Raw genomic sequence first — 15,019 nt, forward strand, 5'->3', positions numbered from 1 at the left:
GTTATTTCTTTAAAAATTCGAGTACTTCCTTGTTAAACAGCTCCGGATTATCGGCCACCACGTTGTGCGTCTGCCCTTTGAGCAGCAGCAGCTGTGCGCCCGGAATGCTGGCGGCTATAAGCCTCGTATGCTCTTCCAGTATCAGGTCATGCTCTCCCGCCATCACCAGCGTCTGGGCCGTGGTAGTGCCGAGGCTCTCCGGACTGATATTCGGTTCCTTCAGCAGCATTTCCATCAGGCGGATAACCACAGGATCTGCGTCTTTTTGGGCCTTCATCTCTTTCAGGTCCTTGGCCACCTGCTTGAGTATCTTTTTATCCAGCGCCTTGTCCGAAGGGTTGAGGTTGGCCCCCATAGTAACCAGCTTCTTGACATAGTCTGGATATTTGCTTGCCAGCAGCAGCCCCGTATTGCCCCCGTCGCTCCAGCCCACGAGGCTTACCTGTTTCAGATGCAGCGAGTCCAACAGCACCTTCATATCGTCGGCAAACTGATTGTATGAAAAATAGCTTGTTGTCGTATCTAGGCTCTTGCCCTGCCCCCGGGTATCTACCGCTATGACCTTATAATTTTTAGAAAAGGCTTCAATCTGTCCCGCAAAACTGCTGATCGAACCGCCGTTGCCATGCAGCAGCAGCAAAGGTTCGCCCTGGCCATAGATTTCATAATAGATTTTTGTGCCTGCGCTCGTGACATAGCTGCCCGCTTCGGCATTGTTGCCGTATAGTACACTGTTGACGATCATGCCGCCCTCAGCATGGATGTGCAAGAACTGCCCTCGGCCGCGCTCCTTCTCCAAAGAAGCAGTGACCCCTTTCTTCGTGGCCGACTCGGTATTCTTGAATCCCTTGAGCGGATTTTGGGCAGGCGATTTTTCGAAATCGCCGTTCTCTACCGGTATGTCGGTCCACCCCTCGCCTTCTTTGATCTTGAACCGGACCGCATCAAACCAAAAGTCGCCATTGCCGTAGGTAACCAGCATCGCCCATATCTTATGCGCTTCGGCATCAATGGTACCGCTGACGGTATAGGTATTCCATCCTGCAGTACCGCTCGGTACCATGGCTCCTTGGCGGGCGCTGTTGATATAGTCCCAATCCTGTTTTTTTGTCTGCAGGCTCATGATTGCGCTGCCGCTGATGGAATCGGCGGGCTGGCTTTTGATATCGACCACAAGCTGGAATTGCTTTCCTGCATATTTCTTGGCCTCGATAAGCTTGACGAGCCCGACATTGGTCGTTGTATATTTCAGCTGTGAATGTACCTGCAGCTGGCACATCAGAAAAAAGCCTGCGAGTAGGTAGTTCATCTTCTTGTCGTGTTTGTTCCTACAAAACTAAAGAGGCTGGCGCAGTAAAAATTGTAAAAATGGAAAGAGGCTTAGCCGCCAAACGCTTTTTCGGTCTCATACGGACTCTTGAAGGTCATCCATTGGGTGATGGGGCCTTGCTTTCCGTCAATGCTGGTCGGCGTAAACCGGACCTTGTAGGTTCCTTTACGGGCATACGAAAACGGTCCACCGCACATGTCAAATCCGACCCACAGCTTGCCTTCTTCCGAAGGAATATAAAAAACAGTCTTTTCGCCCGTCTTGTTTTCTACCAATTCGGCCTTGTACCAGATTTCGTTTTTCCCGCCTGCCTTGCTCTTGAAGACGGCGTTTGCGGCATCGCCGCACCCAAATACCTGCCATTTATTGCTTACATAGGTTATCTTGGTGGCAGGGTCGGGCGCTGGCTGCTCGCTCGCGGTTCCCGTCTGCCAATAGACCCGTTCCCTTTTTCCGGTCGACGGATCGTTTCGCTGCATCTCCGCTGCCTCTGCTTCCGTCTCCCCTTCAAAGTGCAAGGTATAGCGCCTGTCGGGCAACAAGGTTCCCGACACTTTGAAAAGAGCCTGCGATACGCCCCTGCGTCCTTTCAGAACCTCAACGAGCTGCAGTTCGGTAATCTGTCCCTCAGCATCCTTCAAGTAGGCCTTTCTGCTGCCAAAACTTTCGATGGTCTTCTGGCTGCGGGAATAGCCTTGGACAATAAACATCGGATTCAGAGAGATTTCTTTCTGCCTCGGAAAAAAATCCATGCCGCTCATCGCGCAGTCTGCCTGCACGCTGCCGACTCCGATAAAAAGGAAAAGAAATGCCACTATATTTTTCATCTTGTTCTGGTTTTTTGCAGGCTGCGAAATGCTTCTGCTTTACAGCTTAAACGCTACGCCTGTGTTTTTTATTTTAACTGGATAGGTTGGAATCCCTTCCTATCTGTCCTAGACAAAATAAGATCCCGGCACCGGGCTCTCGATCATAAAAACATACCTGCTGCTGCCTGCCTCCGAGCCTATTCCCTTCAGGTAGTCCCTTCGGGAGGCATAAAACTCAAGATGCGGGTCTGCTTCAGGCTCTTCGGATTCCGCGTTAAAAATATCGGCTGCGATTTCTTCGGGCTGGCGGCTGTCTGGCTGCGTTTCTTCTAAAGTCCCTTGCTCTGGATCTGTCAACTTAAAGCCGCCCCCGTTCCACGGAAAGACATACGTCTGCGTCATAAAACCGATAATATCCGGCGTCACGGCCGCAGCATCCAGCCAGCTATGGTTCAGCGAAAAGACAATCTGGCCGTTGCGTATGGTGACCAGCTCTTGGTACTCCATCAGCAGCGAGCTGTCTGCGGCAACGATAAGGCTGCCCTCGTGTTCGCTTTCCGGACTGTAGGTGCCGAAGCCTATGCCGAGCTGCCTGGCCAGCAGCCTTCCGATAATCTCAGAATCCCGATCCGGAAGTGCCGCAATGTCTCGGAAAGAAACCGAAAGCCTGTCCGCCAGTCGTGCCAGCTTTTCGGCTGCCGCCTTTATCGATTCGTTAGAACCCCAGCTTGCCACATACCTGCCGCCTGCCACATAATCGTCGCTGTCTTCCCTTTCAAAAAAGTCCAGCATCACGCCGCCGTATTGTATGTACTGCCAGTCGCGTATGTGCGTCTGCGCTTCGGCTACCGTATTGTAGCGCTGCAGCGTTTCCTCCAGTTCTACAATCTTCATTCTTGGTATTTCAATTTCTTCTTCGTTGGGATACGTATCGATAACAGCCCTCAGGCCCGCCACAGCTTCTGCCACTCCGTCTAATTGCCCATCCAGCAGCTTGCACTTGTTCAAAAAATACATATTCCAGAAGTCGCCAAGGTCTGATTTCTTTAGCACTTCAACGGCCTTCCCTACCTCAAACTGCCTTGCATAACAGATGGCAAGGTTGTGCCGCGCCTCTTCGTTATCGGGCTGCAGCTCGACCGCTTTTTCATAAAAGGCCTGTGCCATGTCATAATACTGCTGTTCAAAATAAAAGCTGCCCAAGACATCGAATCCTTCGGCATTGCGCATGTCGCGATAGACGGCTTCAAGGAGTTCCTGTTCGTCATAACCGCCCAGCTGCTTGAGGCTGTCCGCTGCCAGCCTATAGAGCGGCTTATGGCCCGCGTCTTTTTTAAAACCCCAAGACAAGGCCCGCAGGCTTTCCTGAAACTCGCCCTTGTCAAAATATTCTTTTGCCTTGTCCAGATCTTCCTTGGCAGGCGAATCGTTTTCTTTCTTGTCAAAAAAACCAAATAATCCCATTGCTGCTGTTCTAATAATTGGTATAGCGGCCGACAGCCCGTGCTGCCCTGATGCCCGATGACCAAATATAGCAGCTTTCTTTATATGCCTGTATTTTTACCACTAAAAAAAGGCTGCCGTCAAGAAACGGCAGCCCCATAAAAATAGGTCTATCCTATCGCGTCCAGCAGCCGGATCGCTTATAGCGTAATCTTAAACTGCTTGTCGGTATACAATAACACGACGGTCAAGACGCACATCGCCAAGGAATCAAAGTAATGATGGTATTCTTGATGCGCCATATGGGCCGTAAATGCACCTGCCGCAAACGGAGCCAAAAACAGGATGCCGGCGTTCTTGAGCTTGGGCTTCCACAGTCCGGCCACGACTATCAAGACGCCTATCAGCTCAAAGATGCCGATGGCGATCGTCCAGGCCGTATTAAAGCCCAGCGATTGCATGCTGGACATCATGGATTCTTTCTGAAATACTTTAAAAAGCGAGGCATAGCCGAAAACATAGACATAATAGGCATAACTCAGCCAATGCACGAGGGTGTTGATTTTTTTCATGATACTACTGTGATTTTGTTATTGCAAATATCTTTATTAGCTTGCAGGAATAACAGAACCTACAAAATTGTTGGGTACTAACAAATAAGTAAGTACGTATGCGCAAAGAGAATTCTACCAACAGCATCAACGAAAAGCACCTCAACCAAAATTGCGGTATTTCGGCCACGCTCTCGCTCATCGGCGGGCGCTGGAAGATCAACATCCTTAGCTACCTGCTCAACGAAGACAGGCTCCGCTACAGCGCGCTCCGCGCCCGCCTCGAAGGCATCTCGGAACGCATGCTGATTTCAAAACTGAAAGAACTGGAGCAGGACGGACTCGTAAACCGTATCGTCTACCCGCAGGTACCGCCCAAGGTAGAATACGAGCTGACGGAACTGGGCCATTCGCTTCGGGAAATCTTGGAATTGATGGACGAATGGGGAGAGCAGAAAGAGCCTTCTCACTAAAATCCCTACCCGAAAAACCGCCAACAACCTAACTCGTATGCCCTTGATGACACCACAAAATAACGGCAGGCTGATTACTATAAACGGACAAGAACTTTATATTGAATTCCAGAATACGCGCAAAAACCGCCCTACCTTGGTCTTTCTGCACGACTCTTTGGGCTGCACGGCGCTATGGCGCAATTTTCCGCAAAAGCTGGCCGAAGCCGCCCAATGCAATGTTTTGGTGTATGACCGATTGGGCTATGGCAAGTCGGCCGCAATGCTCACCCATGAAAGGCCCGTGCGCTATCTGGAAACGGAAGCGGCAGTATTGGACGGACTGCTAGCCGCGCTAGACATTCATGAGGCCCTCTTATTCGGACACAGCGACGGCGGTTCTATCGCCTTGATTACCGCAAGCCGTTACGGACAAAGAATCAGAGCCGTAATCTGCGAAGCCGCTCATATTTTTGTAGAAGAAGTCACCTTGCAGGGCATCCGCGAAGCGATGGAAGCCTATAAGACCACCAGCCTGCCGGAACGCCTGCAGAAATACCACGGCGACAAGGTCGATACGCTATTTAAGGCCTGGACCGAAACATGGACGCGGGATGATTTTAGGGAATGGAATATCGAATCTTTTTTATCTGGAATCACCTGTCCACTTTTGTTTGTACAGGGCGAAGCCGATGAATACGGCACTATGGAACAGGCAGAAAAAACGGTCAGCCAAGTGAGCGGGAAGGCTTTGTTGTATAGTATTCCGGAGGTCGGGCATACACCACATAAAGAAGCTCCTGAGTTGACACTTCGAGCGGCAAAGAATTTTATAGACAATTTAGGATAGTATCTGTTTTTTATTGACAAGACTCCTTAAGAGCTTCCTAAAAATAGTCTCGTAGAATTTGTATCCTAGCAGGATTATTTATTTAAAAGCCGTTGTGTTTCTTCATTGACTATCTCCATAAACCGACTTAGTATATCTGATGACAAACAATCACCCACACTGATATAAACCATGCCATTATTATCACCCATATTCATATTCTCTTTTTGAGCTCTGTCGTAACTATCCAAACCATTAATCAGATATACGTGATGCTGCTCTCTATGCAATAGAGCTACAATTTCAGTCGCTCTGTTAAAAACAATGCTTTGTACCCTTTTATCATCTTTGAAATACTCAGCTACCCACCTACATTCAATCAAACTACATAACTTTATCTTCTTAACGGATACATATTGGTGTAGTTCAGCAACAGGCTTTAGATTTTCAAAACATTTGGTATACAGCTCCTGCTGTATGCTGTTTTCACTCTCCTGCTCGATTTCTGTCTGGGCTACAATCTGATTTCCACAAAAAAATAAAAATATCAAGACAATGGTTTTCATTTATAATCAGTTATATTGTTTTATACATTCTAACAGCACCGTCAAATATACAGAAGCTCATCAACCAGAACAGCCAGCCAATTACTTTTATATTGTTTTTAACGCTTCCCGCTCAACAACTCAAATATCTTATCCTTCGGTTGGTATAATTTCTTAGAAGGAATGCGCCCAAAACCGTCGCCCCAAAAGCTCGGGTCTATCGGAATCTCAAACTTGGCAATCAGCCTGCGCGCAAAATCAAACTGAGGCACGCGCCTCGGGTTGTCTAGCTGGTAGTTTGGGAAAGGGCCCGCAAGGTAGCCTTCTTGAAAAAACGGACGCTGTGCCTGCGGCGGACATACGCCCAGCAGCTTCACATTCAGCAGTTCCTCATACGTATTGTATCCTATGCCGTCGGTCTGCCAAGGCATGCCGAGTACATAAACAATGCCCGTCTCTCCTTTGTTCCGGTCAAAAGCAAACGAACAGGCCACGTGCAGGGAATGGGTGATGTCTAACAGCGGCGTCTCGCAGATCTCATAATGCTGCAACAGCGACCAGGCAATCTCGGGATATTTTTTCAGCATCGATATGCCTTCATACCGTACCTCGCTTTCAGAAAACAGCCGCTTGATATCGCCGACCTTCTCCTCCAGCAGGGCAAACTTTTCCTTGAGCATCAGCCTTTCGCCTTCCTTTTTTCTGTAGATGGTAGGCAGCAGCGTTGTCATGCCGTTCTTTTTATAGTCCTTCGACTGCCCCCTGTAATACAAGGCAAGGTTCCGATTGTAGAACATGATCTGGGCAACATCGGTCACCAAGTCGTCATACGTCTGTACCTTTCGGGCCTCAGACCTGGCTATGGCATCCCAAGGCGTGGCAGCCGCCCACCTCCTGTCGTCAGGATGGTTGCTTTTTTCGTCAAGATTGGTATGGGAAAAAGAAGAGGAAATTAGTTTCATACAAAAGAAATGATTGTGCCCTATAAAGATATAAAAACTATGATACGCGCCTCCTACTAAATGCATCCGCACCTAAAAATAATGCTTCCCTCCCCGTGCAGAACCCGTTGCGCGCGCCTATAAAAAAAGCCTCGGAGAAAAATCCTCCAAGGCCCCTTTCCTGCACTGCTGCCAGCGCTACAGAACCTCAACCATGCCCAAATAGACGCTGGTCGAATTGAGCTTGCCATTTTCAGAAGCAAAAGCCATCCAGCAGTGCACCTGCGCTCCCGCATAATAGTCCGGAAGCGTGATTTCGGCGGCCGCCTGGTCGCGTGTTCCCACGGCCAGAAAAAAATCCGAGAAGCCGCTTTCGGCATCGTGCACGCCTATCATTAAGCGGTCGGTCGGCTTGGCCGTTGCCTGTCCCGAATTGTCTGCCCACGAAAAGCGCAGCAGGTTGCCAGCACTGGCAGTAACAACCGTCTGCGTCGTGCCCTGCAGATCGCCGCGGCTCAGCAGTACTTTGGCATAATTCATAGACAGCACGCTGCCGTTTAGCACCACCGCTTCCCTAAGGTGGTAGCTCGTAGCCTGATTGGTTCGCGAACGGCCGCCGCTCGGCTGGCCAAAATAGCTCGCCAGCATCGGCTTGAACGGCAGCAGGAAGCGCGCGACAAGCGCAAACTTTTCGCGCTGCTGCAGCTGGTTTTCTGTCGGCGCACTAGTGCCCGCTCTCGGAAGGCTGCGCAGCACATCCATGCCGCGCCAGCTGGCACCTACCACGTTTCCGACCTTGCCGGAAAAAGCGCCCAGGATGCCTTTGTTGTACTTGCCCATAATCTTAAAAAATTAATGGTTAATAAATCGACTTGCAGGCCCTAGTATCGCCTGCGGTGACACTAAGGTAAGCCGCTTTGTGTCAGACTGTAACGGCACGAAAGAAGACAATAGGAAAAGGCCGTATTCAATGCCTCTTGAAGCTTTTTTTCGCCTTTTGGGCAGATTATGCGTTCCGATTCGGGTTTTTTATGCTTTTGGAGACTTTCAAAAACAGGTACCGAAAGGCTAATTTTTGGCCTGTTTTTGGCACCGAATCGGTAGGGGTTTTGTTCGGGTTTCGTTCGGGTCTCGTTCGGGAAAATGACCCAAAAAAAGTTTCCTGCCGAACCACTCCCGAACCACTCCCGAAGGAAGCCCGAACAGAGGGCTGCAGAACGGCTTTGCCGATTGCTCAAAATAAGGCATCGGAACGTAACGACAGGACAAGAAATAGCCTGCCTGAGCAGCAGCTCGGCAGCCGTTACGGCATAAAAAAGAGGGTGATTTTCAGACTCCAAAAAGCAGGAACGCCTATAAGCCCAGGTCTTTTAGCAAAGACGGCGGGTAATGGCTTAGGTCTGAGGTCTTGAAGTTTTTGTAGCTCTTGAGCACCAGCATGTGCGTAAAATGGATCTTGGGATAGATAAAGGTTCCGCCAAAATGCTCGTAAGGAATCTGCTGCTGCTTCCGCATCTTGGCAATCTTGGTGTCGCTGCATTTGAATATCCTCATCAGGTCTGAGGTGTCAAACCAGCATTCGTTTTCGAGGCGCTGTATCTTGGCCTTGAGTTCTTCGTTTTCTTTGCGCAGTCGGTCGAGTTCTTCTTTCATTTGGCGTGTAGTTTAATAGGTTTGTATCGGTTCGTATGTTTCTCCCATAACGGCAAAAACTTCGGAAAAGTATGCCTAAAATGTATTTTTTTTGGCGGGTGCAGGGGTCCTGAAGCGGGCCGCCGCCGTGATAAACAAAACAGTTTACCTGCCTAGCCGTGACGTTGCTTTTTGGAGTTATTTCTTGAACATGGGCAGCGGATTAAGCGGATGGCGCAGCAGGTTCTTGAACGTGCCTTTGGCCAAAAAAAGATGGAAGCCTAAGTTGGGCCATCTTTTGCGGTTATCGCGGAGGCGCCTGCCGTCGGTCCCGAACCGCATCAGTCCCAATGACACATCAATCCAGTCGGCCTTGCGGAACGTTTCTACCGTGTGCTGATTTTCGCCCTTATAGGGCGTCATCTTGTGGTGCCAGTGGATCATCTGCGCAATCTCGGCTGCCCAGTCTGCCTTTCCGGCTTTGCTGAGGTAGGCTGCTGCCTGCTCGGCAGAAGGGCCGAGGTAGTCGAGCGTATGGTGCGTCCAGATGCCGATATCGTGAAAGGCGGCGGCTATGGCATACTTCTCGCTATTCTCCGCGGCACTGTCGAGCAGCATACAGGCGGCCAGTACGCGGCACGTATGGTTCTTGTATTTTTCGTAGTCGCCGCCAAGCTGCTGCCGGAAGGGCTGTAGCAGTGTTTCGATGGCCTGTTCCTGATGTTCCATAAGCTGTCTGTTGGTTTGTTAAGCTCGCTGTGCGACCTATAGTGCTCGCTGGATGCAAGATACGTATAAAAAGCGAATAGCGGCAGACGGTTTTGCGTCGATTCGGGCCAATTTTGAAGCCAAAATAAATTAATACTGAACGGGTTAGGATTTTTTATTTTTATTTGCCTACTTTTGCGCCCGATTAAAAGAAAGTAGTATTTATGAAAAGAATTGTTGAGCACAGGAAGCTTTTGGGAGTCGACAAGACCGTTACGCTAAAAGAATTGAAAACGATCTACAGGAATGTGATGAAAGATTCGCACCCTGACAAGTTCGTAGATGATGAGGCTGGAAAGCTTGAGGCAGAAGAAAGAAGCAAGTCGGTGATCGAGGCCTACCACTTTTTGGTAAGCATCAATCCGGAAACACAAGAGCGTTTCCGCGACGAGTATACCGAGACTACGGCAAAATCGAACATCCATGATTTCTACTACGAAAAGCAGATCTTGGTCATCCAGCACCTGAACGGGAATTCGTATGAGTATATCGGGGTTCCGAGAAACACCTACATCAAGATGGTGAATGCAGAATCGCCAAGCCGTTTTGCCAGAAGACATATCTATGGCAGCTTTATCTACAGAAAATCAGGCGTTGCAGCCGAAGATTAATTGCTGCACGTTTTATAATAAGCAAGGCTCTTGGGAAACCGAGGGCCTTTTTTTATGCCCGGCTATCCTGTGCCTACTCTTGGGATTCGGAAACCTATTCGCAGCCTGCATGCCTTGCCGATTACGGCTGGTGCACTATTGTTTCGAGATCAGGTGCGGCGGCAAGAATGACTTCGGCCCTTGTGCCCTTGCCTAAGTCGCTATATATTTTCAGCTCGGCATGCAGCAGCGTACACAGCCTCTTTGCGATAGATAGCCCAAGACCTGTTCCTTTTACGGCTCGTCTCTGGCTTTCGGCCCTAAAAAATTCGTTATAGATTTTCTGAAGGTCGTCTGGCGCAATGCCTACACCATTGTCGGCAATCGAGCAGACAATCCTGTCTTCCTGCCTTGCAAGGGCGATATCGATCCTGCCATTTTCTCCTGTATATTTCACGGCATTAGAAATCAGGTTATCGAGAATGACCGAGAAGAGGTAAGCGTCTGAGCGGATCCAGAAGTGCTGGCCTGATTCAAAGCCCAGCGCAATGTTCTTGGCCGCAATCTTAGAGGAGTAGCGTTCCAATACCTGCAGGATGACCTCATCGACTGCCACGTCTTCAATATGCACGGCCGCCTTCTGGTTTTCGAACCGGGCAAGCAGCAGCAGCTGGTCTGCCAGGTCGTTAAGGCGGTTGACTTCGCTGATGCAGTAGCGTATCTTTTCTTCATATTCGGCGCTTTCGCGGGGCTTGCGGATCAGCACCTCAAGCGTTCCTTGAATGACGGCCAGCGGTGTCCGCAGCTCGTGGGAGGCATCTGACGTAAATTGGCGTTCCCTGACAACCGCATCTTCGATACGGTCCAGCAGCTGATTTATGGAAGCAGAGAGCTCAAATAGCTCGTCTTTGTTTTTTGGGAGTTCGATACGTTCGCTCAGGTTGCTGTTGGTGATCTTGCTCGCTGTATTGATAATGTCTACGGCGGGCCTTATGCTTCTTCCGGCAATAAAGCGCGTGACAAAGAACAGCGCTAGCAGCACAATAGGAAAGGCAATAAACAGCACGCGGCTCAGGTTGCCCAAGACCCGCACTTCTTCTTCTACCGACATGGCTATGATGACATAGCCTACCTTTTTGCCGTGGTTGAGGAGCGGCGCCTGTACCTGCCTGACAGGAATATCGACGAGATATGTATCTTGGGAATGGATGTTTGTTTCCTCGTAGCGGAGCTTGAGGTTTTCGCCTTTGAGGTTGTTGGATTTCTCGTAAAAACGCCCCATGCTGTCAAAAATCTGGACAAATATGGGATTGACATCAATCTCGTTGTGCTCGGTCTCATCCCATTCGCCAGGCTCAACCAGCATGGGATGGCTCGACGGCTGGTTTGCTACATATTCTTGATGGTAGCGGATCTCGGTACCGAGGTTCTGGTTGATATCGTAATTGACAGAAAGGGAGACTATAACATATACGACCGCAAATACTATTGCGATCAGCGTGGCCGCACTGATGAGGTTGTAGACGGCAATCCTGTTTTTAAAAGACAGTGGCATGGGCTGCTAGATTTCATTTGCAATGTAGCCAATTCCGCGGATAGTCTTGATGTAGTCTTCTTCTTTTTTCAGCCCCAGCTTTTTGCGTATCGAATTGATAAACACATCAATTACTCCAGACTCGTAATCAAAATGGATGTTCCAGACTTCCTTGATGATCTGGTTGCGGGTACAGACCGCGCCCTTGTTCTTGATCAGGTATTCGAGCAGGGAAAATTCTTTATGGGTAAGATAGACTTCCTTGTCATGCGTAAAGACTTGGTGCTTTTCGATGTCTAATCGGATAGGTCCGAGCGTATAGGTCTTGTTTTCTGAGGCGGCCGAGCGGAACTGTACTTTGATGCGTTCCAGCAGTTCTTCAAAGCTGAAAGGCTTCTTGATATAGTCGTTGGCGCCTGCCTTGAGGCCCTCGATGGTTTCCTGCACGGTATCTTTGGCCGTAAGAAATACGATAGGCGTTGACTGGTTGGCCTTGCGAAAGGACCTGCAGACTTCGATACCGGACAATTTGGGCAGCATCCAGTCAAGCAGCAGCAGGTCAAAATGCTGTGCCAGAGCCAGCCGGAGCGCAAGTTCTCCGTCGGAAGCCAGGGTCACTGTATAATGTTCTTCTTCGAGTCCTTGTTTCAGGAAGTTTGAAATTCCGATCTCGTCTTCGGCTACTAGTATGTTCATAGGCGGCAATTTTAGATAAATAGGGTCAAAATATCAGGATACGAGCACGTTTAGCGACTTGGGCAATATGTCTACCTGCACCTTGTTGGTCTCTAGCCTGTGGTATTCGCCATCGATCTGCACGTCTGTAAAAATCCTATCGGGCAGCTCGGCGTTGAGGCTCTGGATCATGGCGTGTTCTGCCTTTTTGAATTTTTCTGACTGTTTGGTTACTACCAGGCCTCCAAAAAGCATTTTTTGCAGAAAGCTTATCTTGGGCACATAGAGCAGGTCTAAAAAGCCGTCTGACAGGCTGGCTTTTGGGGTAAGGCTCATGTTATAGCCCATTTCGTTAGAGTTGGAGATAAACAGCAGGAACGGATCTGCTTCTTGCTCTTTTCCGTTGTAGCGCAGTATGGCCTTTTGGGGCTTGTATTGCGAGCTGGCCTTGAGTGACGCGTTCACATAGGCAGACAGCGTACGCTTGTTGGCGTTTTCGTATTTCTTGATGATCATGGCATCGATACCGAGCCCCATGTTGCTGAAAAAGCAGTACTGGTTGACCTTTCCGGAATCGATGGCAACTGACTTTTGCTTTTTGATGATGGCTATGGATTTTGTGACGCACCTCGGGATATCGAGATTAGATGCCAGGCCATTGCCTGAACCGACCGGGATGATACCCAGCTTTATATTGGTATTGACAAGCTGCGAAGCGATCTCGCTGATAGTGCCATCGCCCCCACAGGCTACGATGATATCGGGCTGCTGCGCTATGGCTTTTTCCGTCAGCGCTATGGCGTGTTTTTTATATCGGGAATAGTCGATTTCTATCTTATAGGATGCAACAGGAAAATGTCCTTCCAAAAATTCTCTGGTAATCTGGTGTTTTCCTTTTCCAGAGATAGGATTGACGATAAAATGGATATAGGTCATTCTTTAAGCAATTTGTTCGTAAATAAATAATCTGCCGCCTGATAGCCGGATATGGCTTCTTCCAGGAATGCATTGTCCATCGGGACAGGCATGAGCTCGTTGGTTTTCTTGTTCCAGTCATAAAGGGCCTGCTGCTTCTGGTCAGACAATATCAGGGCCTTGTTCTTTTTCATATAGGCAAGCTTCCTGTAGGTGCCTACATAGGCTCTTTCTGTGTAGGTTCTTCCTAAAGCATTCTTCCCAAAGAAGTTAGAACGGTAATTCCAGCGTAACATTGCAAACAAGGTAGGAAATAGATCAATTTGCGAGCATTGCTGCAGTACCTTTTCCGGCGCTTGGGCCGGCAAATTATAAATAAATGCTGGAATATGATAATTTGCGACATCTATTTCGTCTTTTCCTGCACTGCTGGCACAGTGGTCTGCAATAATCACAAAGACCGTATTCTTAAACCAAGGCTTTGTTTTTGCCTTTTCGAGCATCTGGCCAAGCGCATAGTCGGCATATTTCACCGCTCCATCCCTGTTCTTGCCAGAAGGTATGTCGATCTTGCCCTCTGGATAGGTATAGGGCCTGTGGTTGGAAGTCGTCATCACGAAATTAAAGAAGGGCTTTTTTGAGGCGAAATGCTCGTCGGCCACTTGGAGCATCTTGTCGTAGATGTTCTCGTCGCAGATGCCCCAGGCGTTCTCGAAAGTCACTTCGCTGTCTTCTATATTGTGGCGCTCGGTCTTGATCTTATCACTCAGCACGCTTCCTCTCCCTCGGTCGTATATCGTAAAGCCGTTGCCGCCAAAATAGCAGTTCATATTATCGAAGTAGCCATCGCCTCCATAAAAGAAGCTATTCTGGTAGCCCTTCTCCTGAAAGACATTGGAAACTGTATATAGGTTCTGGTTGTCGGGACGCTTCACGATGCTCTGTCCCGGAGTGGGCAAGATGCATAGGGTAACGGCTTCCATGCCGCGCACGGTTCGGGTTCCGGTAGCGTAGAGATTGGTAAAGAAAAGGCTCTGCTGGGCCAGCTTGTCCATGTTGGGCGTGATGCCTTTTTCATTCCCGAATTCTTTCATAAAGCTGGCGCTCATGCTTTCCATCAATATGAAAACAACATTGGGTCTTGCTTCTGAAGGCAGCGAATCAGTGATTTCTCGTCGGATAGACGTTCCGCCTTTGATAAAGCGGCTGTCGGGTTCTGCTATTTCGTTTCTTACGGTCTCGAAGGCCTTTTTGGTATCGATTGCCGTATAGAACTGCGTGTATTTCATCTGGTTGTTTCGGAATTCGGCAAAAAACGAATAGATTCCGGCTTTGGAAATTTCATTATTATAGCGGTTGGAAGACCATTCTGCTTGGTTGTTTTTTATAAATCCGACATAGAAAGACAATATCAGGAAGGCGGAAATAAACAGGGACAGCTTCTGCTTCACGGAAGCTTTTCCAGCAAATGTGGCCGCAAAAATGCCTCTTTTTTTAAACAGGAACACAATCAGCAAGGTGATGGCAGCAACGCCTAGGATAAGATACGGAAGCGGATAGGATTCTTGTATGTTGCGGACTACTTCATGGGTATAGATAAGATAGTCGACCGCGATAAAGTTAAAGCGGGTTCTAAATTCTTCCCAAAAGGTTATTTCGGCAAAAAACACAAATACTAAGACAAGTACCGTAAGCGAAAAGAAAAAATAAACAACTATCTTATCTAGCAGGGAGCCGCTGTATCGATTTGGCAACAGCAGCAGGTAGAGGATTCCTGGAAAGGCTGCAAAGCCGGCAACCGCACTATCGAAAAAGGCTCCGGTTGCCAATGTCCTTAGCACCGTGATCAGGTTCCAAGAAACCTCATCTTTCTGCCAGAGCATAAAGACGATGCGGAGCACCATTGACAGGAACAAGAATCCTTTGAAGAAATTCCATAGCAGCGAGAACCGCTGAGGCAGGGAAATTTCAAATTGAAATGATGATTTTAATTTCATGTCTGTTA

General features: G+C 48.8%; 17 protein-coding genes. 3 read left to right on the forward strand and 14 right to left on the reverse strand.

The features are described 5' to 3' along the window. Position 1 precedes the first annotated feature (1 nt). The 4 genes from CLV94_RS03865 to CLV94_RS03880 form a co-directional block, all read right to left on the reverse strand. Positions 2-1,309, reverse strand: coding sequence for an alpha/beta fold hydrolase (locus tag CLV94_RS03865; RefSeq protein WP_121375120.1), 1,308 nt, complete (start codon positions 1,307-1,309; stop codon positions 2-4). Positions 1,310-1,380: 71 nt separating this feature from the next. Beyond that, a complete protein-coding gene (locus tag CLV94_RS03870; protein WP_147406567.1) occupies positions 1,381-2,157 on the reverse strand; it encodes a hypothetical protein in 777 nt (258 codons plus the stop codon). Positions 2,158-2,265: 108 nt separating this feature from the next. Beyond that, a complete protein-coding gene (locus tag CLV94_RS03875; protein WP_170148739.1) occupies positions 2,266-3,369 on the reverse strand; it encodes a tetratricopeptide repeat protein in 1,104 nt (367 codons plus the stop codon). Positions 3,370-3,782: 413 nt separating this feature from the next. Next, positions 3,783-4,133 (reverse strand): DoxX family protein, encoded by a 351-nt coding sequence (locus CLV94_RS03880; protein ID WP_170148740.1) that lies wholly within the window; start codon positions 4,131-4,133, stop codon positions 3,783-3,785. A 119-nt stretch (positions 4,134-4,252) separates the two neighbouring features. Here CLV94_RS03880 and CLV94_RS03885 point away from each other — a divergent pair, with 119 nt between their 5' ends. Together CLV94_RS03885 and CLV94_RS03890 are read left to right on the forward strand one after the other, a co-directional pair. Then, entirely contained in the window at positions 4,253-4,606 is a 354-nt protein-coding gene (locus CLV94_RS03885; RefSeq protein WP_121375124.1) for a winged helix-turn-helix transcriptional regulator, read from the forward strand. A gap of 46 nt (positions 4,607-4,652) precedes the next feature. Continuing rightward, positions 4,653-5,435 carry an alpha/beta fold hydrolase gene (locus CLV94_RS03890; RefSeq protein ID WP_121375125.1) on the forward strand — a complete coding sequence of 261 codons (783 nt, stop codon included), beginning with the start codon at positions 4,653-4,655 and terminating at the stop codon, positions 5,433-5,435. Between the two features lie 74 nt (positions 5,436-5,509). Here CLV94_RS03890 and CLV94_RS03895 read toward each other — a convergent pair whose 3' ends face one another. The 6 genes from CLV94_RS03895 to CLV94_RS03920 all read right to left on the reverse strand — a co-directional run bounded on the left by CLV94_RS03895 (position 5,510) and on the right by CLV94_RS03920 (position 9,261). Beyond that, positions 5,510-5,980 (reverse strand): hypothetical protein, encoded by a 471-nt coding sequence (locus tag CLV94_RS03895; protein ID WP_121375126.1) that lies wholly within the window; start codon positions 5,978-5,980, stop codon positions 5,510-5,512. A gap of 98 nt (positions 5,981-6,078) precedes the next feature. Further along, positions 6,079-6,921 (reverse strand): FRG domain-containing protein, encoded by an 843-nt coding sequence (locus CLV94_RS03900; protein ID WP_170148741.1) that lies wholly within the window; start codon positions 6,919-6,921, stop codon positions 6,079-6,081. A 177-nt stretch (positions 6,922-7,098) separates the two neighbouring features. Continuing rightward, the gene (locus tag CLV94_RS03905; RefSeq protein ID WP_121375128.1) at positions 7,099-7,740 is read right to left on the reverse strand and encodes a DUF6266 family protein; all 642 of its coding nucleotides are present in this window, start codon (positions 7,738-7,740) and stop codon (positions 7,099-7,101) included. A gap of 62 nt (positions 7,741-7,802) precedes the next feature. Further along, positions 7,803-8,240, reverse strand: a complete 438-nt coding sequence (locus tag CLV94_RS03910; protein WP_121375129.1) for a hypothetical protein — start codon at positions 8,238-8,240, stop codon at positions 7,803-7,805. Positions 8,241-8,253: 13 nt separating this feature from the next. Next, positions 8,254-8,553: a bZIP transcription factor gene (locus CLV94_RS03915; RefSeq protein WP_121375130.1), complete on the reverse strand. Its 300-nt coding sequence runs from the start codon at positions 8,551-8,553 to the stop codon at positions 8,254-8,256. A 177-nt stretch (positions 8,554-8,730) separates the two neighbouring features. Then, positions 8,731-9,261: an HD domain-containing protein gene (locus CLV94_RS03920; RefSeq protein ID WP_121375131.1), complete on the reverse strand. Its 531-nt coding sequence runs from the start codon at positions 9,259-9,261 to the stop codon at positions 8,731-8,733. 203 nt (positions 9,262-9,464) lie between these two features. Between CLV94_RS03920 and CLV94_RS03925 the strand changes: the two genes are divergently transcribed. Beyond that, the gene (locus CLV94_RS03925; RefSeq protein ID WP_121375132.1) at positions 9,465-9,911 is read left to right on the forward strand and encodes a KTSC domain-containing protein; all 447 of its coding nucleotides are present in this window, start codon (positions 9,465-9,467) and stop codon (positions 9,909-9,911) included. 121 nt (positions 9,912-10,032) lie between these two features. Here the strand turns inward: CLV94_RS03925 and CLV94_RS03930 are convergent, their stop codons facing one another. Genes CLV94_RS03930 through CLV94_RS03945 form a run of 4 tightly spaced genes read right to left on the reverse strand, consistent with a single transcriptional unit; the run spans position 10,033 to position 15,011 of the window. Further along, positions 10,033-11,445, reverse strand: a complete 1,413-nt coding sequence (locus CLV94_RS03930; RefSeq protein WP_121375133.1) for a sensor histidine kinase — start codon at positions 11,443-11,445, stop codon at positions 10,033-10,035. Positions 11,446-11,451: 6 nt separating this feature from the next. Continuing rightward, positions 11,452-12,120 (reverse strand): response regulator transcription factor, encoded by a 669-nt coding sequence (locus CLV94_RS03935; RefSeq protein ID WP_121375134.1) that lies wholly within the window; start codon positions 12,118-12,120, stop codon positions 11,452-11,454. Positions 12,121-12,153: 33 nt separating this feature from the next. After that, positions 12,154-13,035 carry a diacylglycerol/lipid kinase family protein gene (locus CLV94_RS03940; RefSeq protein ID WP_121375135.1) on the reverse strand — a complete coding sequence of 294 codons (882 nt, stop codon included), beginning with the start codon at positions 13,033-13,035 and terminating at the stop codon, positions 12,154-12,156. Further along, the gene (locus tag CLV94_RS03945; protein WP_121375136.1) at positions 13,032-15,011 is read right to left on the reverse strand and encodes an LTA synthase family protein; all 1,980 of its coding nucleotides are present in this window, start codon (positions 15,009-15,011) and stop codon (positions 13,032-13,034) included. The genes CLV94_RS03940 and CLV94_RS03945 overlap by 4 nt, the downstream gene beginning before the upstream one ends. Positions 15,012-15,019: the final 8 nt, after the last annotated feature.

The sequence above is a fragment of the Flavobacterium endophyticum genome (genome assembly GCF_003634455.1).
In the GTDB taxonomy this organism is placed as follows: domain Bacteria; phylum Bacteroidota; class Bacteroidia; order Flavobacteriales; family Flavobacteriaceae; genus Flavobacterium; species Flavobacterium endophyticum.